Source organism: Tistrella bauzanensis, from assembly GCF_014636235.1.
GTDB lineage: Bacteria > Pseudomonadota > Alphaproteobacteria > Tistrellales > Tistrellaceae > Tistrella > Tistrella bauzanensis.
This window is the reverse complement of record NZ_BMDZ01000020.1, coordinates 43,181-66,848: the sequence shown is the minus strand read 5'-3', so window position 1 is coordinate 66,848 and position 23,668 is coordinate 43,181. Positions and strand designations below refer to the sequence as shown.

Genomic DNA, 23,668 nt, shown 5'->3' with positions numbered 1-23,668 from the left:
TTGGCTGTGTCATCGGGGGCTCAGCCGCCGGTCATGCTCATGTGACGGGTCAAGGCCGGTGCAGCACCCCGTCTTTCGATGACGAAATCATGCCCCTTGGGTTTGGCGTCGATGCCCCGGCGGATGGCGGCGATCAGCGGTGCGTCATCCTTGGGCGATGCACGCAAGGGTGCCCGCAGGTCCACCTGATCATCCTGACCCAGGCACATATACAATTGGCCCGTACAGGTCACCCGCACGCGGTTGCAGCTTTCGCAGAAATTGTGGCTGAGTGGGGTGATGAAGCCCAGCCTTGCGCCGGTTTCCTCGATACGGACATAGCGCGCGGGGCCGCCGGTCCGGTCGGGAAGATCGGTCAGGGTGAAGCGCGTCTCCAGGTGCCGGCGCAGGGTGGTCAGCGACAGATACTGGTCGACCCGGTCTTCGTCGATGTCGCCGAGCGGCATGGTCTCGATCAGCGTCAGGTCGAAGCGGTTCTCGCCACACCACCGGATCATATCTTCGATTTCGTGTTCATTCTCGCCGCGCAGCGCCACCATGTTGATCTTGACCTGAATGCCGGCGGCCTTGGCGGCAGCGATGCCGCCCATCACCCGGTCGATCGCGCCCCAGCGGGTGATGCGCTGAAAGCGCGCCGGGTCGCGACTGTCCAGCGACACATTCACCCGCCGCACGCCGGCGCGTGCCAGCCCTTCGGCATGACGGTCGAGCAGGGTGGCGTTGGTGGTGAGGGTCAGTTCTTCCAGCCGGCCGGCCGCGACGTCCCGGCCCAGATCGGCGATCAGATCCATGATGCCGCGGCGCACCAGCGGTTCACCGCCGGTCAGCCGCAGCTTGCGCACGCCCAGCCCCATGAAGGCCCGCGACAGCCGCGCCAGTTCCTCCAGCGTCAGCAGGTCGGCCTTGGGCAGAAAAGTCATGCTCTCGGCCATGCAGTACACACAGCGCAGATCGCAACGATCGGTCACCGACAGGCGCATATAATGCACATGGCGGCCGAACGGGTCGACCAGCGACGACGATGCCGGCGCTGATGAAGCCGGCGTCGATAACGGCTGTATGGACGACGGCGGTGTGGCCGCCTGGCTTGTCGACTGGAATGATGTCACCTGGGCTGCTCGCTCACATCCGGAGGGCCCGTTGGTCGGGCATGTCTTAGCCAGTTATTGTGGGGGTGTCCTGCCGGTGGATCAAGTCGGGTGAGGGCCGGCGGTTCCGAGGCCGGTGCCGAGCCGCGCAGGGAGCGCCGTGGATCAGATGGCGTCGCCATCCCAGAGTGCCAGGATGGCGAGCGCGCGCCGCCGGTCGACCATGTCGAAGAAGGCCACGGCCTCCAGAAGATCCTTGGGGTCCGACACCCGGGTGCCGCGGCTCATCTTGCGGGTCAGCATGAACAGGGTCGAAAAACCGGGCCGTGTGACATCGGCCGCCTTGCAGGCGATGGCCAGGGCCTGACCCGTGGTTTCGAACGCGATCCGGCGGGCGGTGATCGCCCGGATTTCGGTCATGCGTGCAAGGGCCGCTTCGAACATCGCGATTTCGCCCTGGCGATAACTCTGCAGCAGCAGCATCTCGGTCAGCCCGCCACTGCGCGACAGCTGTGCAATGCGCTGTTCCGCGCGGCGCTGTTCCTCAGCCAGGCGACCATTTTCGGCAAGCCTGCGGTCGACCACGCGGGTGACGGCCCGGTCGATCATGTCGGGCGAGACGTCGAACCGCTGCAGGATATGACGCCGCAGCGCGCCGCCCACCCACCAGAACATCCGATAGGCCAGGCCGGCCGGCAGTTCACGGCGCTGAAGCAGCGGCGGCTGGATCACCTCCATGCGCTGTGACAGCATCACGATCCGCTCGATCATGGTCGGCGACAAGGCCGCCTTGCGGTTGGCGAGCCGGGCCGATACGACCTCGGCCTCGGCCGCGTCGAGCAGCGCACCGGTGACCGCGTCGCTCAGATCCGGTCGTTGCGCGATGGCAACGCGATGGGCGCTCGACCGTTCCCGCACGACCGCGATCAGGTCCGGATCCCTCAGGATCGGAGACCGGGACAGCAGGGGATGGGCAACCTCGATCGTATCGTTCGCCAGCATCACAAACAGGCTGGCAGGCAGGGTACCGGCATCGGGCAGACCGGCCAGTTCCTCGGCAAGTTCGCGGCGCAGCGTGCTTTCGATATCGGCGACCAGCGGCTGGATCACATGTGCGACCACGCCCCGGACCTTATCCGTCAACTTGCGGTCGCGGTCGATCAGCATGGTTGCAATGGTGCCGGCAATGGCCTGCCGTTGCTGCGGAGGCTTCTGGAGAGCCGCCCGCGCAAGTGCTTCCACCTCGCGTTCGATCACGATCCCTCCGCCCACCACCTGCACCTGCCTTTTCCGAAAACGTGCCCCACGGCGGGCCATCGGGCAGGGGGGTCCACGTTGTGGAGCGGTGGCCCGGCCGGAGATGGCGGTGATGCGTCGGGGGCGATGATCATTCAGAGTCCGTGGCTGCCGGTTGCGTGTGTGCCGGTGGACGGCTTGCACCGACCGACCTGTCCCGGGTTGACGCATCCGCCGCGGCATGAAGCGGATCACATCCTGTATTTACGGAGACGCGGGGATCGCCGCAACTGCAAAAGTTGCGAAGGACGAGAGGCAGATCCGGGAGGGCCACAGGGCCTTGTCGCAATATGCAGCGGATCTGCGACACAATGGTGACGCAATCCGTCGCGGCATGCGAGCTCGTGAGCATTGTCGGAGGCTGCAAGAAGGTTGACCACCTTAACCTCGCACATCAGTCGTCATCGTCGAAGCTCTGTGGGGGTGCTATCAGTTCAAGATCGACCACATCGGCATGGACCATGCGCTTGCCGCCATGTTCGAAATTCACGGTCACACGGTGAGCGACCACACTCTGGACCTGACCCGTACCCCAATCCGGCTGGCCGGGCAGGCGGACAAGGCTTCCGGGTGGGTACAGCATGCCGTAAGGTGCTGACGCGGTCATCGGTCGGTCTCCGTTGCAGGGAGGGGGCTCCGTTGCGGGGAGTGGGCTCCGTTGCGGGAAGGGGGCGCCATCTTCCCGACAAGAGATGGTGCCGCAGGACGCCCGCCACCAGAGCGTGGCGCGTGGCCATTGTGCAGAAGACTGCGAAGTTGATCAGGATGGTCCGCAGCCTAAGACAAATTTAACGCTTGCGGTCTACAAAGAAGCAGTGAGGTCCGGCTTGTGGCGACAGACGCCCGGCGGGCGACCGAACAGGGTCTCTGCCGGGTGGAGATCTGGCCAGACATGCAGACGGGGAGCGAGGCGACGTGGCGCAGGGCGATTGGGTAAGGCTCTCCGGTCTGATTTGCGCGCGCATCTGCCACGACCTGGTCGGGCCGATCGGCGGGGTCGTGAACGGTATCGAATTCCTGTCGGAAGACGGTATGGGTGACGATGCGCTCCAACTCATTGCCGACAGCGCCGGGCGTGCGGCCCGCCGGCTCAGTTTTTTCAGGATGGCGCTGGGTGCCAGCGGCAATATCGACGAACGGGTGGCGGCAGGCGATCTGCGGTCGGCGCTGACCGGCTACTTCGCCGACGAACGCGCCCGGCTGGATGTGCACGGCTGGCCGGCCGACGGCAATGTTCTCCGCGCCCATGGCGGTATCGCCCTTTGCCTGGCCGCGGTTGCGAGCCAGGCGATGCCGCGGGGCGGTATGGTTGGCCTGGACTGGCAGACCGGCCCGACGGGCAGCACCCTGACGGTATCGGCCGACGGCGCCACGGTGCGGATGCCCGAGACGCTGGTTCAGTCGGTGGAAGGGCGTATGGATCCGAACCTGCTGGATGCGCGCACGGTGCTGCCGTTCGTGGTCGCCGAGATGACGGCGGCCTGCGGTGGCCGGTTGCGCATCGCCAGCGACTGGTCCGGCACGGATCTGAAGCGGTTCGCCGTGACGGCTGATCTTCCCGGTATCGGCTTTGGCAGCCAGCACGGCACCATGGCAGCCTTCGAACAGACCGGCAATGCCGGACGATAGGCCTGGAGCGGATGCTCCACGGGTCTGATGACATCGACTATTCACTTGGTGCACAAGCACCGGCACTTGGTGCGGAGGCGCACCGCACAATCACGGCAGCAGGGATGAGAACGCCATGGACGAGCTGCTCAGCGAGTTCCTGACCGAGACGATGGAGAGCCTGTCGACGCTCGACGTCGAACTGGTACGTCTGGAGCGCAATCCGGACGATCCGGAACTGCTGCAGAACATCTTCCGTCTGGTGCACACGATCAAGGGAACCTGCGGCTTCCTTGGTCTGCCGCGCCTTGAGAAGGTGGCCCATGCGGCCGAGAACGTGCTGGGCCGGGTCCGCGATCGCGAGCTTGAGGTCACGCCGACCATCGTGACCCTGATCCTCGAAAGCCTGGACCGGATCAAGGAGATCCTGGCCGAGCTGGAGCGCAGCCAGTCCGAGCCCGCGGGTAACGATGCCGGCCTGATCGAGCGGCTGAACATTGCGGCCGATGGTGGCGACGTTCAGCCGCCGAAGCGGGCCGCGGCTCCGGTCGGTGCCGATGGTACGCCCGATTTCGATGCCGTGCGCCAGATGATGGCGGCCGAGATGGCGGGCGACCCGCTGCCTGATGACGATGCCGACGACGGCGACGACGTCGCGGGCGTGCCGGTTGGCACGGCACAGCCGCAGGCGCTGGTCGCCGCCGGTGCCGGTGCGGTGGCCACCCAGTCGGCCGCAAACCAGTCCGCCAGCGGCCAGAAGGCCGATGGCGGCGATCACCATGATGCCGCAGCGCCGCGTGAAAGCCATCTGGCCGGCCAGAACATCCGGGTCAGCGTCGAACTGCTGGAACATCTGATGACCATGGTCAGCGAATTGGTGCTGACCCGTAACCAGCTGTTGCAGATGGTGCGCGGTCGTGGTGACAGCGAATTCACCGTGCCCCTGCAGCGGCTCAGCCATGTAACGTCGGAACTGCAGGAAGGGGTCATGAAGACCCGCATGCAGCCGATCGGCAATGCCTGGGCGAAGCTGCCGCGGGTCGTTCGCGACCTGGGGCAGGAACTGTCGAAGAAGCTGGACCTGAAGATGTACGGCTCGGAAACCGAGCTGGACCGTCAGGTGCTGGAGCTGATCAAGGATCCGCTGACCCATATGGTCCGCAATTCGGCGGATCACGGCCTGGAGCGGCCCGATGAGCGTCGCGCCGCCGGCAAGCCCGAAACCGGCACCATCACCCTGAACGCCTATCATGAAGGCGGTCATATCATCATTGAGATCGCCGATGACGGTCGCGGTATCGACCTGTCGAAGGTGCGTCAGAAGATCGTGAAGGTGGGGCTCGCCACCGAGAACGAACTCGACGGCATGACCGAGACCCAGATCGCCCAGTTCATTTTCCGGCCCGGTTTCTCGACCGCCGAGAAAGTGACCAGCGTGTCGGGTCGGGGCGTCGGCATGGACGTGGTCCGCACCAATATCGAGAAGATCGGCGGCACGATCGAACTCAGGACGGTCAGCGGCAAGGGCTCGACCTTCGTCATCAAGATCCCGCTGACCCTGGCGATCGTGGCGGCGCTGATCGTCGAGGCCGCCGGCGACCGCTTCGCGCTGCCCCAGATCAGCGTGGTCGAGCTGGTCCGCGCCTCCAACACCTCGGAACATCGGATCGAGCGGCTGAACAGCCGGCCGGTGCTGCGCCTGCGCGATCATCTTCTGCCGCTGGTCAGCCTTGGCCATGCGCTGGCGCTGATCGACGACGAGGAACCGGGCGTCGAGACCGATGACGACGGCCTGTTCGTGATCGTCTGCAAGGTCGGAACTTTCTCGTTCGGCATCATCGTCGACCAGGTCTTCGACACCGAGGAAATCGTGGTCAAGCCGGTGGCGCCGATCCTGCGCGACATCACCATGTTCTCGGGCAACACCATCCTGGGCGATGGCAGCGTGGTCATGATTCTGGACCCGAACGGGCTCGCGACCTCGGTCGGCCAGATCCAGACCGGCGGTGACCGCCGGGCCGAGGCCGCGGCCGAAGCCGCGGAGGCCAACATGGAAGACAAGCTGTCCCTGCTGGTGTTCCGTGCCGGCGGCGAGGATCCGAAAGCGGTGCCGCTGTCGCTGGTGGCGCGTCTGGAAGAGATCGATCTTGCGACCATCGAGCGGTCGGATGGTCGGCCGGTGGTGCAGTATCGCGGCCAGATCATGCCGCTGGTGCTGGTCAACGAGACCATGCAACTGGCCCGCGAAGGCCGCCAGCCGGTGGTGGTGTTCACCGAACGCAACCGCACGATGGGCCTGGTGGTCGACGAAATCGTCGATATCGTGGAAGACAGCTTCAATGTCGAACTGCGCAGCCGCCGCGATGGCCTGATCGGCACCGCGGTGATCGCCGGGCGGACCACGGATATCATCGATGTCGGCTATTATCTGCTGAAGGCGACCGGCGACTGGTACCAGGCCGACAAGCCGAAGCTCGGCAAGGCCGCGCATCGCCGGGTTCTGCTGGTCGACGACAGCGCCTTCTTCCGCAGCCTGATCGCGCCTGTTCTGAGGGTGTCGGGCTATGAGGTCGCGGGCGTGGAAAGTGCCGAGGCCGCGATGAAACTGCGCGACCAGGGCGTGGAGTTCGATATCATCGTCAGCGATATCGAAATGCCGGGCATGGACGGTTTCGCCTTCGCCCGGGCCATTCGCGAGGACGGTCCCTGGACCCAGGTTCCGATGATCGCGCTGTCCTCGCATACGGCGCCTGAAGATTTCGATCGTGGCCGCGATAGCGGATACGACGATTATGTGGCCAAATTCGACCGGGAAGGCCTGATCGCGGCCATCGGTCAGGTGATGAACATGGCGAAGGGGAGCGTGGCATGAGTGGGGATATCGTCCGCTATGCCGGCGGCGGCAACGCCCTGGTCCGGTCCGGTGACGACGCACTTGCCGGTGCTCAGCGGCAGTTCGTGACGGTGGTGATCGACCGGCAGACCTTCGGCATCCCGGTGCTGGTGGTGCAGGATATCCTGGGGCCGCAGAAGATCACCCGGGTGCCGCTGGCGCCGGCCGAGGTGGCGGGCGCGCTGAACCTGCGTGGCAGGATCGTGACCGCGATCAATGTCCGCCGCAGACTGGGTCTGGCACAGCGTCCGGCCGAATTGAAGGGCATGAATGTCGTTGTCGAGCATGACGGCGAGCTGTACAGCCTGATGGTCGATGGCGTGGGCGAGGTGCTCAGCCTCGATGATGCCCGCTTCGAACGGAATCCCGCCAACCTTGCTCAGCATTGGCGTGACGTCTCTCTCGGGGTATACCGACTGAACGACAAGCTGCTGCTGGTGCTCGATGTCGAGCGTCTGTTCGATTTCGGCTGAACATCGGCCCGCCTCCGGCATCGATCCAAAGCCGGAAAGCGGGCTGTGCGGGAAACCGCTCCGGCCAGGCTGCGTCCGTCCAAGCCGTCCCGTCCCACCGAGCCCACATGCCGGGCGGCGCGTTCAAGGATCCGATCTGATATGAAGACCTGCCTGATCGTTGACGACTCCAAGGTCATCCGCATGGTCGCGCGGCGCATCCTGGAAGGCCTGTCCTTTGCCACCAGGGAAGCCGCCGACGGTCAGGAAGCCGTGGAGCGCTGCCGCGAGCAGATGCCCGACGCCGTGCTTCTCGACTGGAATATGCCGGTCATGAACGGGCTCGAATTCCTCAAGGCGCTGCGCCGGATGCCCGGCGGCGACCAGCCGATCGTCGTGTTCTGCACCACCGAGAATGATCTTGCCCATATCCAGGAGGCGATCATGGCCGGTGCGAACGAATACATCATGAAGCCGTTCGACAGCGAAATCATCGAAACCAAGTTTACACAGGTGGGTTTGCTGTCGTGACATCACACATAGCAGGGGGCGGAAGCGTCGAACCCTATCGTGTGATGGTGGTCGACGACAGCGCGGTCATTCGCGGTCTGTTCATCCGCGTCCTCGAAGCGGATCCCGAGATCAGGGTCGTGGCCTCCGCGGCCAATGGCCGGATCGCTCTCAACCAGTTGAAGCGTCAGCCGGTCGAGGTGGTCGTGCTCGATATCGAGATGCCCGAGATGGACGGGCTGACGGCGCTGCCGGAACTGGTGAAATCCCAGCCCGGGTTGAAAGTCATCATGGCATCGACGCTGACGCGCAAGAATGCGGCCGTCAGCATGGAAGCCCTGGCCAAAGGCGCTGTCGATTACATCCCCAAGCCCAGCGCCACCAGCGAGGTCTATTCCAACGAGGGCTTCTCGCGGGAATTGCTGGCTAAGGTGAAGGCGCATGCCGAGCGCGGCCGCCGCGACGGCACGGGCCCCGATCTTGGCGCGGGCAATGGTGCCGCGGCGGCGGCGCCCGCGGCGCCGGCTTACACGCCGCGGCCGCGGCCGGCCGATCCGGCCGTGGTCCCACGGGCGGCGGCTGCGGCAGCAAGCCCGGCCACCGATCTGCCGCAGCGTCTGGGCCTGCAGCGCAAGCCCGTGGTCCTGCGCCCGATGCCACCGGCATTCCGGGCACGGGCGCTGGCGGTGGGCAGTTCCACTGGCGGGCCGCAGGCGCTGTTCACGCTGTTCGGCGCGCTTGGGCCATCGCTTCAGCGGATTCCGGTGTTCATCACCCAGCACATGCCGGCCACGTTCACGACCATTCTGGCCGAACATCTGGGCCGGGCCAGCGGGCTACCCTGTGTCGAAGCCGAGGACGGCATGCCGGTTCAGGCGGGGCGCATCCACGTGGCCCGTGGCGACTGGCACATGGTCCCGACCGAAGTGCCTGGTGGCGGGGCGGTTATCCGGATCAATCAGGATCCGCCCGAGAATTTCTGCCGTCCGGCAGTCGATCCGATGCTGCGTGGTCTGGCGCGGATCTATGGCCGGAACCTGTTGACCGTCATCCTCACCGGCATGGGGTCCGATGGGCAGCGGGGCGGCGAATATGTGGTGCAGGCGGGCGGTGTCATGCTGGCTCAGGACGAGGCGTCGAGCGTCGTCTGGGGCATGCCGGGTGCTGCCGCGCAGGCCGGGCTGTGCAGCGCGGTGCTGCCGCTGGAGCGTATCGCTGGCGACGTTCGCCGGCTGGTCGACGGAGGTCCGTGATGGCGCCGGAGGATTTCGCCTTCATCAGCGGCATGCTGAAGCAGCGGTCCGGGCTGATTATCGGCCCCGACAAGCTGTACCTGCTGGAAAGTCGCCTGTCGCCATTGGCGCGACGGCGCGGCCTGCCCGGCCTGACTGAACTGATTGCCGAGATGCGCAAGCCCTCGGCGGAAGAGCTGCGTCGGGACGTCACCGATGCGATGACGACCAACGAGACGTCGTTCTTCCGCGATATCAAGCCGTTCGAGGAGATGCGCACCTTCGCGTTGCCGGATCTGCTGGCCAAGCGGGCGGATCGCCGGCAGTTGCGGATCTGGTCGGCGGCGGCGTCGACCGGCCAGGAGGCCTATACCTTGGCCATGTTGTTCAAGGAAATGGGCGTCAGGCTGGATGGCTGGCGGCTGGAGATCATCGGCACCGATCTGTCGAATGAGGTGCTGGACAAGGCGCGTGCCGCGACCTATTCGCAGTTCGAGGTGCAGCGCGGCCTGCCGATCACCCTGCTCGTCAAGTATTTCGAGCAGGATGGCGAGCATTGGCGGCTGAAGCAGCCGATCCGCTCGATGGTGAACTTCCGCCAGCACAATCTGCTGAACGGATCGTCCAGTCTAGGCACCTTTGACGTGATCTTCTGCCGCAACGTGCTGATTTATTTCGACCAGGAGACCAAGCGCAAGGTTCTTGAAGACCTGCGCAAGGTTCTGGCACCGGATGGATATCTGTTCCTCGGTGGTGCGGAAACTGTGCTTGGCATCACCGACAAGTTCAGGCCGCTGCCCGATCACCGTGGTGTTTACGCACCGGCTTGACGATCATGGGTCGGGCTGTTCAATGAAAAAGCCGCCGGCGGTTCATCCGCGGGCGGCTTTTTCAGCAGCGGGTCCGGCATCCGGCCCAAAGTTCAGAGGGCCAAAGCTCTGGGGGCCAAAGCTCTGGGGGCCGAAGGTCAGGGGGCCCCAAGGTCAGGCGGCATCCGTGCGGCGCCGGCCGGGGCGGTCGCCACCATCGCTGACGGCCGATGCCTCAGGATCTTTCAGCACATAGCCGCGGCCCCAGACGGTGTGGATATAGTTGTCACCATGGGTGGCCGTGGTCAGCTTCTTGCGCAGCTTGCACACGAAGACGTCGATAATCTTCAATTCGGGCTCGTCGATGCCGCCATAGAGATGGTTCAGAAACATCTCTTTGGTCAGTGTCGTGCCCTTGCGCAGCGACAGCAGCTCAAGGATCGCGTATTCCTTGGCGGTCAGATGAACCGGTCGGTCGTCGACCGTGACCGCCTGCTTGTCCAGATCGACTGTCAGCCGGCCGGTGCCGATCACCGATTGGGCATGGCCGCGCGACCGGCGCACCACCGCCTGGATGCGGGCGATCAGTTCGGCCATGTCGAACGGCTTGGTGACGTAGTCATCGGCACCGACGCCCAAGCCCTTGATCTTCTTGTCGGTATCCGTCAGCCCCGACAGGATCAGCACCGGTGTCTGGACCCGTGACGCCCGCAGGCGGCGCACGACCTCGTAGCCATCCATATCGGGCAGCATCAGATCCAGGATCATCAGGTCGTAATCATACAGCCGCCCGATCTCAAGCCCCTCTTCGCCGAGATCGGTGGTGTCGCAGACGAACCCCTCTTTCTTCAAAGCGAGTTCAATGGTACGCGCAGTCGATGGATCGTCTTCGACGAGCAGAATACGCATGGGCCAGCAACCTCTTTCCGATCGGTGGCGAACCCTTGGACAGCCGTCTGTGCCTTTTGGCAGTCATACGGTTTCCGGGAATGGCCATTCTTTTGTCCGCCAACGGTATCACGTCGCAGTTTCGAATAAAATCGATCAGCAACACCTGATATGCATGTTCTGGATGCGGCACCGCATCGGATTGCGGCATCCGGATCCCCATATCGACAGTTAAGCCCTGAGGCGCGGCCCCGGCCGGCTGTTCCGGCCCAGACCGCCATTACCAACCGGAGCCCACGATGCAGGATGTGATCCGCTCGCTGACCGGCAGCATTCAGGCCCTGGACGCCTATGTCGTGCGTGGCCGTGTGGTTGCCGTGCGCGGCCTGATGGCTGAAGCCAGCGGCGTGGCCGCGCGCACGGCGCTGGGCGATCATGTCCGCATCCGCCTGCGCGATGGCGCGCGCCTTGCGGCCGAAGTCGTGGGGTTCCGCGATGGCCGCGCCTTGCTGATGCCGTTCGGTCCACTCGATGGCGTTGCCCTGGGCGCCGAGGTCGAGGCGAGCGGCGGCGAGGCGACGATCCGGCCCTCCGATGGCTGGCTGGGGCGGGTGATCGACGGCTTCGGCCGGCCGATCGACGGCAAGGGACCGATCGTGCCCGGGCCGGTGGCACGGCCGATGCGCGCGCCGCCACCGCCTGCCCATGCCCGGACCCGCGTCGGTGGCAAGATCGACCTGGGCATCCGGGTGCTGAACACCTTCGTGACCTGCTGCCGCGGGCAGCGGCTTGGCATCTTCGCGGCCTCCGGGGTCGGCAAATCGGTGCTGATGGGCATGATCGCGCGCTATACCGCTGCCGATGTGTCGGTCGTGGGGTTGATCGGCGAACGCGGGCGCGAGGTTCAGGAGTTTATCGAAGGCGCCCTTGGCCCCGATGGCCTCGCCCGCAGCGTCGTGGTGGTGGCAACGTCGGACGAGCCGGCGCTGATGCGCCGACAGGCGGCCTATACCACCCTGGCTGTGGCTGAACATTTCCGCGACCGGGGCGCGGACGTCCTGTGCATGATCGACAGCATCACCCGCTTCGCCCAGGCCCAGCGCGAGATCGGGCTGGCGGCAGGGGAACCGCCGGCCAGCAAGGGGTTCACGCCCTCGGTGTTCGCCGAATTGCCGCGCCTGCTGGAGCGGGCGGGGCCGGGCACGGGCCGCGGCTCGATCACCGGTCTGTTCACCGTGCTGGTGGAGGGTGACAACCACGACGAACCGGTCGCCGATGCCACCCGTGGTATTCTGGATGGCCATATCGTGCTGGAGCGGTCGATTGGCGAGCGCGGCCGCTATCCGGCGGTGAACGTGCTGCGCAGCGTGTCGCGGACCATGCCCGACTGCAACACCCAGGCCGAGAATGTCGTGGTCGCCCGTGCCCGGCGCCTGCTCTCGACTTACGAGGACATGGCCGAGATGATCCGGCTTGGCGCCTATCGCGCCGGCGCCGATCCGGCGGTGGACGAGGCCATCCGTCATCATGCCGCTCTGGAGGCATTTCTGTCGCAGGGCAAGACCGAACGATCGACCCTGCCCGAAGGCTATGCGCAACTGGCCCAGGTGCTGGGCATGCCGCAACCCTGATCCAGGATGACATCCGCCCATGGCAGATCCTGTCAAAGCCCTCGACGGTCTGATCAAGCTGAGCCGCAATGCCATCGATTCCGCCCGCCGCAATCTGAATGCGGTCGAGGAGCAGATCACGGCGATCGAGGCCGACGATGCGCGGCTGCTGCGTGAGCTGGCGGCCGAAAAGGCCGCCGCCGGCACTGACCCCGCGATGATCGGTGGCTATGTCGGCTATGCCGGGCGGGTCGCGAAACGCCGCGCCGAGATCGGCGAGCATCTGTCGGTCCTGCACCGGGCGCGGGATCGGGCGCTGGACGATCTGGCCGAAGCATTCCGAACTGTGAAACGCTATGAACTGGCGCGCGAGGCGCGACTGGCCCGTCAGGCACATGAGGCGGCGGTGCGCGAGACCGACCAGTTGGACGAAATCGGCATGAACGGCTTCCGCCGTCGCCGGATCGAGGATGGCGAGGGCGGTTGAGGCTAAAGCAGGGCCAGCCGCGCCATCAGGGCGCCATTCGACCAGGTCGGCCGTTTCTCTTCGAAGGTGACGCGGATACCGCCGGCGCTGGCATCCAGAACCAGCACCACCTGCTGGAAGCGCGGCATCACCTCGCTGCCGATATCGGCGACGATGGCCGCTGCCACCTCTTCCGGCCCCGACCACGGGCGGGCGATCAGCCGGGCCAGATAGGCATCCAGTGCCGCACGCGGCAGGATGTGGCGGTCGGGCACATAGCGCAGACGCCAGATGACCTCGACCGGCGTGCCATCCGCTGACAGCCGGATCGCGCTGCGGCCGCTGTGTTCCACCAGATAATCATGGCCGAAGGCCGGATTCGGCGCCGGCCGCAGGTGCTCGCGCCGCTCCTCGACCGCCTGCCAGCGGCGGTCGAGCGGCCCGTGACGAGGTGTGGACGGGGCGGAACGGTCCCTTGAATCGCTGTCGGGTGAATCGCGGTCCGGGGCGTCGATCGACATCTGGTGCGGGTCGCTCATTCGGGCTGGCAGTTCAGGGCTGGTCGTTGAAGCAGGCGCGCGCGGCGGGTGCACAGGCGGTTCATCATAGACCCTGCGGGCGCCTTATGCGACCACGCCGCCGACGTCTCGCCGCGGCGCGCGGCGCTGCGGCACCGGCGCCGGCGGTTCGGTCCGCACCACCAGCCCGCCCTGAAGACCGGCCACCGCCAGCACATCGCCCATCACCCCGGCCAGCGCTTCGGCGGTGCCGGCCGGCAGCGGCCGGGCACTGCGCAGGACCATGTCGATCCGGCCGGGGGCTGCCAGACCATCGAGTTGCAGCGCGCCCAGGCGGCTCAGCCGGGTTTCGACGATGAAGCGGCAGATGTCGCCGGTGCCGCCGCCGGTGTCCTCCTCGCGGTTGCCGCCATCGCGGCTCGATTGCTGGACATGCAGATGAACCGGGATCACAGTGGCATTGGCCCAGCTTGGTACCTGAATGCTGCGCCATTCACCCGCCACCACAGGGGCGGCACCCTGTGCGGCACTGTCGAATTCCGAGACCACGCCGCGTGCCGTCTCGGCGGCGCCCAGCCGTTCCAGATTGTCGGCCAGATCGTCGACCGCATCGGGGCGTGTGCCGGACAGCACCTGCTTCATCAGCACCATCAGATGTGCTGCGAAGTCGCGGCCGGGGGTGGGCGCCACGGGCGACAGCAGGCGTTCGGCCGCCGCCGGATGCAGGGCGGCCACCAGCTGCGCCGCCTGTGCGAGCGATCGCCAGTCGGCAGGGGCGAGCGGATCGCCGGGCATTGTGACCGGTGGCGCGGCGCCGGCCGTGGCCGCGCCTGGCCGTGGGGTCTCGGGCGTCACCACCAGGCTGAGCCGCGTCCCCGGCGCCAGGGGCGGCCCTGAGACATCGACATGGTCCAGCGACAACAGCCCGATCGATGTGCTGACCATCATCCGGCCGGCAGCATCCTTGCCGACGACGATCGCCGACAGCCGTGCCGCTTCAGGGCCGTGACCGGAGGCGGCACGCGCCGGTGCGTCATCATCGCTGCCGGCGGCGACATATGTTCCCTCGGCCTCGGCCATGATCAACTGGCGAGTGCGATCGACCAGGCGGGTGGCGTCGTCCAGCGATGCCAGATCGTCGTCCGCCGATGACATGGGGCGATCGGGCGCCGATGACATGGGGCGATCGGGCGCCGATGGCATGGGGCGATCGGGCGCCATCGGCACGGCCGCGGCCTGTGGCGCGGGGATAGCGGGCAGCGGCGCGACGATTGCCGGCGCGGGCATCGCGGCGGGGGCGGCGGCCGGGGCGGAGATCGGGGCCGGCGGGATCGCATCGGCCCGCCAGAGGCTGGCGGGGCCCGCCATCCCAGCGGTTGCAGCACCCGCCGAGGGCGGGATGTACAGCCGCTGTGGCGGCACCGGTGCCGATGGCGCGTCGCCGGCAGCAAGGGCAGAGGCGGAAGCCGGCCCGGCCGAGGGCGGACGGCGGGGCATGTCGTTGTCGACCGCGCGGCCCATCTCGCGGCCATGGCTGGCGATATCCGCGGCGGGCGGACGGGTGACGGCCGGCATGTCGGCCCGCGCCGTCCAGGCCGTGCCGGATTGTGGTGCATGTGCCGGCGCCTCGGCCGGCACATGGGCGGGTGCTCGCACGGTCTGGCTGCTGTCGCGCACAATCGGCGGCCCGTCGGATGGTGTCGCGGGGGCTTCAAGGCTCCAGGCCGATCGTGCCGCCGGCGCCGGTGCCGGCGGTGACGCCGATGGCGTGACCGGTGCCGGGCCCTGCCTGCCCGCAGTCTCGCGGCCGGTGCCGTCGGGCCGATCGGACATCGCAGTGGGCGCGCGCGGGCCGGGCGCTGCCCATGTCTGCGGTCCCGACTCTGAACGGGCTGGTCGGTCGGCGGTTGGGCCGGCCGCTGCGGCCCCGGACGGCGGCGTTTCGCCAGCATGCACAGGCATCTCGGTCGCGGGCAGCGGCGACACCGGCGGTGCCGGTGTCGTGCCGGGGGCCATGGGTGTCTGCCAGGAGGCGCCCGCCGGCCACGGCGACGGGGTGAGCCAGGGTGATGGGACTGGTCCGGATGACGGGATGACGGGCGCGGCTGAAGACGGCGGCCAGGAGGGCGGGGATGTGGGTGTCGGTGCCGGCCCGGCTGAGGGCAGCGGACCGGAGGTGGCCCGGAGGTGGGTGGGAACCTGGGGCGTTGCCGGCAGCGCATTGGTCGGCGGATCGGCCTGTCCCGACCAGATGGCGCCGGCCGGGCGGCTGAAGCGGCCATCCGTCCCGTGCTCCTGGGGCATGGCAGCCGGGCCACCTGCGTTCGGGGCGGCGGCAACGCCAGGACGAGCCGGCACATGCCGGACGGGCGGCGATGTGTCGGGCGCGATCAGAACGCGATCCGGCACCTGGCCGATCGTCGGGCCATGGGCGGATGCCGCCATGCGCGGAAGCGGCGGTGGCGGGCTGGTCGCCAATGATGGGGGCGTGGGTGATGGGGTCGGCGATGAGGGGATCGTTGGCGGCGGGACCGTCGGGGGCGGGACCGTCGGCGGCGGGGCGCCCGTCTGCCAGGGTGCCGAGGCCATTGCCGGTGCGGCAGCGCCGGTTGTCTGGCGTGGCTGGATGCCGGGTGCCGGCGCCGGCGTTGGAACGCGGTCGACCGACATCACCCGCAGGGCGGTGCCGGCCGGCGCCCGGGCCGCCCATTCGATGAGCTGCGACACCGGATCGACACCAACCGGTGCCGGCCGGGCAGCCGGTCGCGGCAGGCGCGATGACGTTTCGGCGGCGGCCACCGCAGGACCGGCTGCCACGCCGCGTGGAGGTATGCCCGTCGGCATCTGACCCGCCGATGTGGGGCTGGCCGGCGTGGGGCCGGCTGTCGTAGGGCTGGCATTGGTGAGGCTGGCCGAAGCCGGGCCCGCCGGCACGGAGGCGGCCGGTGCAGGGGGGGCGAAGCGCAGGGCCAGCAGCGCCCGTGCCGGGCGTGGCGGCGCATGGTGATCAGCGGCGGCGGCACGGCGCCGGGCTTCTGTCGTCATGGCGCCCATGCCGTCGCCGCCATCCGGTTCCGCTTCGGGGGCGGGAATGCCGTGGGCCTCGACGACCAGCCGCCCGGCTTTGTCCAGCAGTGTGACCGGAACCCGGCCCAGCATATCGGGCAGCCGGCCGACGCTGGCCGATGTCACCCGCGCCAGGTCGCGGTGGTCGCCCAGCGATGTTGCCGACATTGCCGGGGCTTCGGCCGTGTCGATGGTTCCGGCAGCGGTTGCCCCGGCAGATGTCAGTGCCGGCGATGTCGGTACCGGCGATGTCGGGGCGGTCGAGGAGGCGGGCGGCGATGCTGATGCCGCTGGCGCGGCCGCTGGCAGCGGCGGGGTCGGGATCAGCGCCAGCCGCCCTATAGGCGTGCGCACCAGCGGCCGGCCGGCCTCGTCGCGGCCGCGCAGAACCACCGGCAGGGCGATCCGCCCCACGGTGCCGTCGGTCGGCAGGCGCTGGGTTTCAGCCATGCCACGCGCGATGGCGGTGCGGGTCGCCACATCCGCGGCGCCCGCCGGGTCGGAGCGGGACAACACGTCCCCGCGGATCGACCTGCCGCCTGTGGCATCCGCCTCGCCGCCACCAACCGGGGCCCGCTGGCGCGGATCGCCTTGTGCCGGATCGTCGGTCTGTTGCGTGGCAGGCTGTTGGGTGTTGATGATCTGGTCGGGGGGGCGTTGCGCCGATGCCGTGCCGCCCGGTGCGGCACCGGTTCCGCCGGCACCCGGCCCTCTGTTGCCGGCACCACCGGCGCTGGTGCCACCATCGCCACCGGTGCGCGGGCCAGACGGCTCGTGATGTTGTCCGGCATCGGAGCGGGCCTGACCATCCGGGCGCGGCCGCGCATCGCGCTGACCCGCCGTCCGCGCGTCGATCGCGGTGCGGATCAATGACCCTGCGGCAGATGGCGGTATGGCATCGACCATTGAGTGCCGGCTCCGGGGCAAGGATCAGAACCCACCCGGCAGAGTCTGCCGGGTGGTCGGCAATTTCTGCCGGGGTGCCCCCGGACGTCGCGCCCTGCCGTCAGGCGCCGTTGAACCCAGTCCGTTGAACCCGGTCCGTTGAGCCCGGTCCGTCAGAGCATCAGATGGGCGGCGATCTTGTCGACATCCATGGCGGCGGGGGCGTTGGGATGACGGACGGTCAACGGCGTCTGGCGGCGGATCGCCTCGCGCACCATCTTGTCCCGGCGGATGATGCCGGCCAGCTTCGGCTCGACGCCCAGAAAATTATGGGCGGCATTGCGCAGGGTTTCATAGGTCCGCAGGCCGCCGCTCTGGGTTTCGGCCATGTTGACCACGATCCGCTGATCGGCTTCCGGGTTGTCGCGCAGCATCGCCTTCACGAAGGCATAAGCGTCGGTGATCGAGGTGGGCTCGTCATTGGTGACCACCAGCCCGGTGCCGGCCGTGGCGGCAAGCGCCCGCACCGACTGATCAAGCCCGGCGGCCAAGTCAATCAAGACAGTATCATAGCTTCGGGCTGCCTGCACCAGGCCCAGCCTGAGCATACCCAGGCGGTCGCTCGGCAGGCGGCCGAGCGAGCCCGAGCCGGATCGGCCGGGAAGGATGTCGAAGCCGCCGGCCTGATAGCTGAAGATCGCCTCGGAAAAGCCGACGCGGCCGGTGACCACACCCGCCAGATCGGCGGCGGGTGTCAGGCCGAGCTGGACGTCGACATTGGCCAGGCCAAGATCGCCGTCGAACAGCAGCACCCGGCGGCCCCGCCGGGCGAGTGCCCCGGCAAGGGTGATCGAGAGCCAGGTCTTGCCGACCCCGCCTTTGCCGGACGCTATGGCGATGATGTTGCGCGCACGCAACTTCGCCGCGGGATGGATATGAACCGAACGGTCGACGTTCATGGGCGGATCTCGGCGTCTCGGTCGAGTTTTGCGGGGCGAAGGTTGAGCGGATCTCTAAGCAAGAGTTGCGCCAACCCCGCAGCACTCAACGGGTTCAGTCCTTCGGAGACATGGGCGGTGACGCTCGCTTCGGACAGGCGGACATGGGCGGCGGCGGCGGCGGCGATGACAGCCCCCAGCCGGCGCGCGCCGTCGAGCCGCGTGCAGATCGCCCGTCGCGGGTGCAGGGATGCGAAGGCGGCTCCCTGATCGGCCGCCTCGAATGGATCGAGGCCGGCCGGCAGCACCAGTATCGGTTCAAGTTCGGCGGCATCGATCAATGCCGCCAGTTCCTCGGTCTCTTCCGCGAAAAAAGGGTTCACCCCGGCGGTGTCGACCAGAAGGGTCATCGGTTCGCCCGCTGCATCCGACCGCGCCCGTGCCGCCACCCGCGCCAGTTCACGCGAACTTCCGGCGACCAGCAGGTCGATGCCGAGCATGCCGGTATAGGCGGCAAGCTGTTCGATACCGCCGGCGCGGATGGTGTCGGCGGTCACCACGGTCAGCCGCCGGCCCTGAGTGATGGCACGGGCGGCAAGCTTGGCCACGGTCACGGTCTTACCGGCGCCGGTGGGGCCGACCAGGGCGAAGGCCTGGGGCCGGTGGCCGCCACGGCCCAGCGGGTCGAAACCCACCACCCGGTCCAGTGCCTGGGCCAGGGCACGTTCCGGCGGCTCCTGGCAGCGCAGGCGGTCACGGGCGGCGACCAGCAGGCGCCGGCCGGTCTGGCCGGCGATGCCGTGAAAGGCCAGGGCGCGTTCCACCAGCGCCAGATCCGGCGACAGCCTGGGCCGGTCCTCAGCCTCGCCGTCCTCGCGATTGCCGCGCGCCGCCTGACGGGCGGCACTCGATGCGGCAGCCGGTGCCAGTGCTGCGGCTTCTTCCTGTTCGAACTCCAGTTCGATCTCGTCGTCATCGGCGGGGCTGCGTAGCAGGGGCATACGGGCTGCGCGTTCGGCGACAGCCGGCGGCACCGTGCCCGCCGTCGCGCCGGCCGGACGGGCGCCACCACTGCGGCGATGAAGGGCAGCGCGCTCTTCCAGCACGGTCTGGGCACTGGCGGCGACCGAGCCGCCGCGGGGGGCGGGCCGCCGACGCGGATCATCGGTATTCTCCGAAGCACGACCACCGGCCGCTGCGGCCGGCTGCGGTCGCGGCGGACCATCGATCGCGGCTGTCACCACGACACCACGTCCGCTTTCCGCAGGCACGGTCGACACGATGATCGCGTCATCGCCCAGAACCCTGCGGACCTCGGCCAGTGCCTGCGCCATGTCCGCCGCCTGAAAGGTTTTCAGCCGCATGCCGCTGCCCTCGTGAGACGCGGGACAGACCTGCGGGTGATGGCGGGAAAACGGTCAAATAAGGTCATCAGATCTGGGCCACCGTTCTGATGCGTGCGCGGCTGTCGATTTCGTTCTGCGACATGACCACCGTCATCGGCCGGAACCGTTCGATGATCGATCGCACATAAGGCCGGATCACCGGGCTGGTCAACAGCACCGGGGTCTCGCCCAGCATGGCCTGGCGTTCGAAGGCCTGGCGAACCCTGGAAATGAACTCCTGAAGCCGGGTCGGCGCCATGGCCAACTGCTTTTCCTCCCCCGGGCCGACCAGCGCTTCGGCGAAAGCCTGTTCCCAATCCGGCGACAGGGTGATGATCGGCACATAGCCCTGATCGGAGGTGACCGAGGCGCAGATCTGCCGCGCCAGCCGCGCCCGGACATGCTCGGTGATCAGCATCGCCGACTGGGTATAGCCGCAGGCTTCCGAAACCCCTTCCAGAATCGTCGGCAGGTCGCGGACGGAAATCCGCTCGCGCAGCAGGTTCTGCAGCACCCGTTGCAGTCCGCCGACCGTGATCTGGCTGGGGATCATCTCGGCCACGGTCTTCTGGTGGTCGGGGCCCAGATCGTCGAGCAGCTTCTGGGTCTCGATCCGCGACAGCAGCTCGGGCATGTATTCCTTGACCATCTCGGTCAGATGGGTGGTCAGCACGGTGGCCGGATCGACCACGGTCAGGCCGCGGAAATGCGCCTCCTCGCGCCGGCTCTCCTCAACCCATTTGGCCGGCAGGCCGAAGGTGGGCTCGGTGGTCTCCTCGCCCGGCAGGCTGATCGTCTCGCCGCGCGGATCCATCACCAGTAGCATGGCCGGGCGCAGCTCGCCGCGGCCGGCCTCGATTTCCTTGACCCGCAGCACATAGGTGTTGGCCGGCAGTTGCATATTGTCCTGGATGCGCACCGCCGGCATCACGAAGCCCAGATCGCCGGCGATCTGGCGACGCAGTGCCTTGATCTGCTCGGTCAGCCGATGGCCGCGTTCTTCCGAGATCAACGGCAGCAGACCGTAACCCAGTTCGATACGCAGCAGATCGATATGCAGCGCCGACGAGATCGGCTCGTCCATCGGCACGGCCGGCGGTTCCACCGCGGCCGCGACCGCTTCCGCTTCCGCGCGCCTGGATGCGCGGGTCAGCCGCCAGGTCATGAAGCCCAGAACGGAGGCGAAGCCCCAGAAGGGCAAGGTCGGGATGCCGGGCAGCATTCCCATGAAGACCAGCATGGCGGCGGTGATGCCGACTGCCTTGGGATGCTTGCGCAACTGGCCGATGATCGCCTGATCGGCGGTGCCGATGACGCCGGATTTGGTGACCAGGAGGCCGGCACCGGTGGAGATCAGCAGCGCCGGGATCTGCGACACCAGGCCGTCGCCGACCGTCAGCAGGGTATAGCTGCGCAGCGCCTCGTTGAAGCTGATGCCCTGCTGCACCGTGCCGATGATGATGCCGCCGACGACGTTGATCACAGTGATCAGCAGCCCGGCGATGGCATCGCCGCGCACGAACTTCGCGGCGCCGTCCATGGCGCCGAAGAAGGTGCTTTCGTCTTCCAGATCCTTGCGTCGCCGGCGGGCGGTGGTCTCGTCGATCAGCCCGGCCGACAGATCGGCGTCGATCGCCATCTGCTTGCCGGGCATCGCATCCAGGCTGAACCGGGCGGAGACCTCGGCAATACGGCCGGAACCCTTGGTGATGACGATGAAATTGATCAGCACCAGGATGATGAAGACGATCACCCCGATCATGAAATTGCCGCCCATCACGAACTGGCCGAAGGCCTCGATCACCTGGCCCGCGGCGGATGTGCCCTCGTGGCCATGGCTGAGGATCAGCCGGGTCGAGGCGATGTTCAGCGCTAGCCGGAACATCGTCGACACCAGCAGGATGGTCGGAAACGAGCTGAAATCCAGCGGGCGCTGGATGAACAGGGTGATCAGCAGGATGACCAGCGACAGGCTGATCGACATCGACAGAAGCAGGTCGAGCGTCCAGGTCGGGATCGGGAAGATCATCACGACCAGGATGAACAGCATCCCGAAAGCGACGACCAGATCGGCGCTGCCCAGCATGGTGCCGAACCGGCCGATCACGCCGCCATCGCCACGCGGCGCGCCGGGTCCGCCGCCCTTGCCCTGCGGGTTGCTGATCGGTGTTGGCAGGCCGCCGCGTTCAGCCATCAAGCATCATCCCGGTCTGGACCGCGGCCCGGTCTGAACCGCGGGCTGCGGTCAGGCACCGCATCACCGGTCGCCAAAGGCGCCGGAGCGTTCGACATCGCCACCGGCAGGCGGCGGTACCGCCACCCCTTCCTCGGCATACAGTTTCAGCTTGTTGCGCAGGGTGCGGATCGATATTCCCAGGATGTTGGCCGCATGGGTGCGGTTGCCAAGGCAATGTTGGATGGTGTTGATGATCAGGTCGCGTTCCACATCGGCCACCGTGCGGCCGACCAGGGCGCGGGTGGCGCCGTCATCGTCGCTGCCAGGTGTCACCGCATACCCGCTGCCATGGCCGAAGGACTGGGGCGGCACCGGTGCCGGCGCCGGCGCCGTGGGGGGCTGCGACGACAGGCCATAACCGCCGCCGCTGTTGCCATAGCTGCCATAGCCGCCGCCATAGGGGCCGGTGCTGGCATAACCGTTGCCATAGGCGTTCTGCATCGGGGCATGCGGCTGGTGCTGGCTGGCCGGCGCCATGCGGGCCGCCGCCTCGGACCGCCTGCCGGCGGCGGCCACGGCCAGACTGGACCCGTCGGCCAGCATCACCGCATCGACGCCGATCTCCGGCCCCCGGGCCAGAAGCACCGCACGATGCATGGTGTTTTCAAGCTCGCGGACATTGCCGGGCCAGTCATAGGCCAGCAGCAATCCCCGCGCGTCGGGCGACAGCGGCCGGTCGGGCAGGGCATTGGCGGCGGCATAACGCTGCACGAAATGATCGGCGAGGGCGGCGATATCGCCCGGCCGTTCACGCAGCGCCGGCAGCCGCAGGTTCACCACGTTCAGCCGGAAATACAGGTCCTCGCGGAACCCGCCGCGGCGGACCTCGTCTTCAAGATTGCGGTTCGACGTGGCGATCAGGCGGATATCGACCTTCACCGGCCGGGTGCCGCCGACGCGGTCGACCTCGCGCTCCTGGATCACGCGCAGCAGCTTGGCCTGCAGGCGCGGGTCCATCTCGCTGATCTCATCCAGCAGCAGCGTGCCGCCATCGGCTTCCTCGAACTTGCCGACGCGGCGGGCCACGGCACCGGTGAAGGCGCCCTTTTCATGACCGAACAATTCGCTTTCGAGCAGGTTCTCAGGAATGGCCGCGCAGTTGACCGACACGAAGCGCTGATCGGCCCGGCGGCTCTTGCGGTGCAGGAACCGCGCCATGACCTCCTTGCCGGTGCCGCTTTCGCCGGTGATCAGCACGGTCGCGTCGGCAGGCGCGATCTGCTCGGCCAGCGCCACCACTCGTTCCATGGCGGTGTCGCGCACGATCAATGCATGATCTTCGGCGGCAACCGCCTCCAGCACCGCCGCGATCAGTTCTGGATCGGGCGGCAGGGGGATGTATTCCTTGGCGCCCGCCTTGATGGCGCGCACCGCGGCCTGGGCGTCGGCGCCCACGCCACAGGCAACGACCGACACGTGGATGCGCTCCTGTTCCAGGTTGCGGACCAATCGGCCGATATCCAGGCCGACATCCACCATCACCAGTTCCGCCCCGTGACCGGCGCGCAGATGGTCCATTGCCGCGTCCACATCCGGAACCTGCGACACCTTGGCGCCACGCGACACCGCGATCCGCGTCGCCGCGCCGATCTGGCCTCCCAGGGAACCGATGATCAGAAGTCGCATTGTCTGGTCACTCCTGCGCCGGGCGCCGCCCGCGCCGTCGATCGTCTGAAAAGCTCGGAAAACCACCTGCCGGGCGCTTGGCGGCCCTTGACCGGCGGTTGGACGTCTTGGTCTGGCAGGTGAGGGTCACCCGCCCCGGGCCGGCTGTGAACCGAACCCGTC

18 protein-coding genes are annotated in these 23,668 nt (G+C 67.6%); 8 read left to right on the top strand and 10 right to left on the bottom strand.

Features of this window, described 5'->3' with window-relative positions; genetic code table 11:
• Positions 1–20 precede the first annotated feature (20 nt).
• The 3 genes from moaA to IEW15_RS10400 all read right to left on the bottom strand — a co-directional run bounded on the left by moaA (position 21) and on the right by IEW15_RS10400 (position 2,991).
• Positions 21–980 carry a GTP 3',8-cyclase MoaA gene (gene moaA / locus IEW15_RS10410; RefSeq protein WP_372402733.1) on the bottom strand — a complete coding sequence of 320 codons (960 nt, stop codon included), beginning with the start codon at positions 978–980 and terminating at the stop codon, positions 21–23.
• A gap of 273 nt (positions 981–1,253) precedes the next feature.
• A complete protein-coding gene (locus tag IEW15_RS10405) occupies positions 1,254–2,345 on the bottom strand; it encodes a DUF2336 domain-containing protein (RefSeq protein ID WP_188577526.1) in 1,092 nt (363 codons plus the stop codon).
• A gap of 433 nt (positions 2,346–2,778) precedes the next feature.
• A complete protein-coding gene (locus IEW15_RS10400; RefSeq protein ID WP_229707990.1) occupies positions 2,779–2,991 on the bottom strand; it encodes a DUF3553 domain-containing protein in 213 nt (70 codons plus the stop codon).
• A 392-nt stretch (positions 2,992–3,383) separates the two neighbouring features.
• Here IEW15_RS10400 and IEW15_RS10395 point away from each other — a divergent pair, with 392 nt between their 5' ends.
• The 6 genes from IEW15_RS10395 (at position 3,384) to IEW15_RS10370 (ending at position 9,909) form a co-directional block, all read left to right on the top strand.
• Positions 3,384–4,013, top strand: a complete 630-nt coding sequence (locus IEW15_RS10395) for a histidine phosphotransferase family protein (RefSeq protein WP_188577524.1) — start codon at positions 3,384–3,386, stop codon at positions 4,011–4,013.
• A 115-nt stretch (positions 4,014–4,128) separates the two neighbouring features.
• The gene (locus IEW15_RS10390) at positions 4,129–6,864 is read left to right on the top strand and encodes a hybrid sensor histidine kinase/response regulator (protein WP_188577521.1); all 2,736 of its coding nucleotides are present in this window, start codon (positions 4,129–4,131) and stop codon (positions 6,862–6,864) included.
• Positions 6,861–7,358, top strand: a complete 498-nt coding sequence (locus tag IEW15_RS10385) for a chemotaxis protein CheW (RefSeq protein WP_188577519.1) — start codon at positions 6,861–6,863, stop codon at positions 7,356–7,358. Before IEW15_RS10390 ends, IEW15_RS10385 begins: the two co-directional genes overlap by 4 nt.
• Before the next feature lie 141 nt (positions 7,359–7,499).
• Entirely contained in the window at positions 7,500–7,868 is a 369-nt protein-coding gene (locus IEW15_RS10380; RefSeq protein ID WP_188577517.1) for a response regulator, read from the top strand.
• 44 nt (positions 7,869–7,912) lie between these two features.
• On the top strand, positions 7,913–9,100 hold the full coding sequence (locus IEW15_RS10375; protein WP_188577554.1) for a protein-glutamate methylesterase/protein-glutamine glutaminase: 1,188 nt from the start codon (positions 7,913–7,915) through the stop codon (positions 9,098–9,100).
• Complete coding sequence (locus tag IEW15_RS10370; RefSeq protein WP_188577515.1) at positions 9,100–9,909, top strand: CheR family methyltransferase; 810 nt, start codon at positions 9,100–9,102, stop codon at positions 9,907–9,909. Before IEW15_RS10375 ends, IEW15_RS10370 begins: the two co-directional genes overlap by 1 nt.
• A gap of 153 nt (positions 9,910–10,062) precedes the next feature.
• On the opposite strand, the gene ctrA is transcribed toward IEW15_RS10370, so the two are convergent.
• Entirely contained in the window at positions 10,063–10,797 is a 735-nt protein-coding gene (gene ctrA / locus IEW15_RS10365) for a response regulator transcription factor CtrA (RefSeq protein WP_188577513.1), read from the bottom strand.
• A gap of 278 nt (positions 10,798–11,075) precedes the next feature.
• Here ctrA and fliI point away from each other — a divergent pair, with 278 nt between their 5' ends.
• Both fliI and IEW15_RS10355 read left to right on the top strand, forming a co-directional pair.
• On the top strand, positions 11,076–12,407 hold the full coding sequence (gene fliI, locus IEW15_RS10360; protein ID WP_188577511.1) for a flagellar protein export ATPase FliI: 1,332 nt from the start codon (positions 11,076–11,078) through the stop codon (positions 12,405–12,407).
• A gap of 19 nt (positions 12,408–12,426) precedes the next feature.
• Positions 12,427–12,873: a flagellar FliJ family protein gene (locus IEW15_RS10355; protein ID WP_188577509.1), complete on the top strand. Its 447-nt coding sequence runs from the start codon at positions 12,427–12,429 to the stop codon at positions 12,871–12,873.
• Positions 12,874–12,875: 2 nt separating this feature from the next.
• On the opposite strand, the gene IEW15_RS10350 is transcribed toward IEW15_RS10355, so the two are convergent.
• The 6 genes from IEW15_RS10350 to IEW15_RS10325 form a co-directional block, all read right to left on the bottom strand.
• Positions 12,876–13,373, bottom strand: a complete 498-nt coding sequence (locus IEW15_RS10350; protein ID WP_188577507.1) for a hypothetical protein — start codon at positions 13,371–13,373, stop codon at positions 12,876–12,878.
• A 102-nt stretch (positions 13,374–13,475) separates the two neighbouring features.
• Positions 13,476–17,342 carry a hypothetical protein gene (locus IEW15_RS10345; protein WP_188577505.1) on the bottom strand — a complete coding sequence of 1,289 codons (3,867 nt, stop codon included), beginning with the start codon at positions 17,340–17,342 and terminating at the stop codon, positions 13,476–13,478.
• A gap of 152 nt (positions 17,343–17,494) precedes the next feature.
• Entirely contained in the window at positions 17,495–18,280 is a 786-nt protein-coding gene (locus IEW15_RS10340; RefSeq protein WP_188577502.1) for a MinD/ParA family protein, read from the bottom strand.
• Positions 18,277–19,623: a flagellar biosynthesis protein FlhF gene (locus IEW15_RS10335; protein ID WP_188577501.1), complete on the bottom strand. Its 1,347-nt coding sequence runs from the start codon at positions 19,621–19,623 to the stop codon at positions 18,277–18,279. Before IEW15_RS10335 ends, IEW15_RS10340 begins: the two co-directional genes overlap by 4 nt.
• A 67-nt stretch (positions 19,624–19,690) precedes the next feature.
• Complete coding sequence (gene flhA / locus IEW15_RS10330) at positions 19,691–21,838, bottom strand: flagellar biosynthesis protein FlhA (RefSeq protein ID WP_188577499.1); 2,148 nt, start codon at positions 21,836–21,838, stop codon at positions 19,691–19,693.
• Between the two features lie 63 nt (positions 21,839–21,901).
• Positions 21,902–23,506 (bottom strand): sigma-54-dependent transcriptional regulator, encoded by a 1,605-nt coding sequence (locus IEW15_RS10325; protein WP_188577497.1) that lies wholly within the window; start codon positions 23,504–23,506, stop codon positions 21,902–21,904.
• Positions 23,507–23,668: the final 162 nt, after the last annotated feature.

Bases quoted from the DNA above. Each gene is read 5' to 3' on its own strand.
- IEW15_RS10335 (WP_188577501.1), bottom strand. From the start codon at position 19,623: ATGCGGCTGAAAACCTTTCAGGCGGCGGACATGGCGCAGGCACTGGCC.
- IEW15_RS10375 (WP_188577554.1), top strand. From the start codon at position 7,913: ATGGTGGTCGACGACAGCGCGGTCATTCGCGGTCTGTTCATCCGCGTC.
- ctrA (WP_188577513.1), bottom strand. From the start codon at position 10,797: ATGCGTATTCTGCTCGTCGAAGACGATCCATCGACTGCGCGTACCATT.
- fliI (WP_188577511.1), top strand. From the start codon at position 11,076: ATGCAGGATGTGATCCGCTCGCTGACCGGCAGCATTCAGGCCCTGGAC.
- IEW15_RS10400 (WP_229707990.1), bottom strand. From the start codon at position 2,991: ATGACCGCGTCAGCACCTTACGGCATGCTGTACCCACCCGGAAGCCTT.
- IEW15_RS10340 (WP_188577502.1), bottom strand. From the start codon at position 18,280: ATGAACGTCGACCGTTCGGTTCATATCCATCCCGCGGCGAAGTTGCGT.
- moaA (WP_372402733.1), bottom strand. From the start codon at position 980: ATGCGCCTGTCGGTGACCGATCGTTGCGATCTGCGCTGTGTGTACTGC.
- IEW15_RS10370 (WP_188577515.1), top strand. From the start codon at position 9,100: ATGGCGCCGGAGGATTTCGCCTTCATCAGCGGCATGCTGAAGCAGCGG.
- IEW15_RS10385 (WP_188577519.1), top strand. From the start codon at position 6,861: ATGAGTGGGGATATCGTCCGCTATGCCGGCGGCGGCAACGCCCTGGTC.
- IEW15_RS10355 (WP_188577509.1), top strand. From the start codon at position 12,427: ATGGCAGATCCTGTCAAAGCCCTCGACGGTCTGATCAAGCTGAGCCGC.
- IEW15_RS10350 (WP_188577507.1), bottom strand. From the start codon at position 13,373: ATGTCGATCGACGCCCCGGACCGCGATTCACCCGACAGCGATTCAAGG.
- flhA (WP_188577499.1), bottom strand. From the start codon at position 21,838: ATGGCTGAACGCGGCGGCCTGCCAACACCGATCAGCAACCCGCAGGGC.
- IEW15_RS10380 (WP_188577517.1), top strand. From the start codon at position 7,500: ATGAAGACCTGCCTGATCGTTGACGACTCCAAGGTCATCCGCATGGTC.
- IEW15_RS10345 (WP_188577505.1), bottom strand. From the start codon at position 17,342: ATGGTCGATGCCATACCGCCATCTGCCGCAGGGTCATTGATCCGCACC.
- IEW15_RS10390 (WP_188577521.1), top strand. From the start codon at position 4,129: ATGGACGAGCTGCTCAGCGAGTTCCTGACCGAGACGATGGAGAGCCTG.
- IEW15_RS10325 (WP_188577497.1), bottom strand. From the start codon at position 23,506: ATGCGACTTCTGATCATCGGTTCCCTGGGAGGCCAGATCGGCGCGGCG.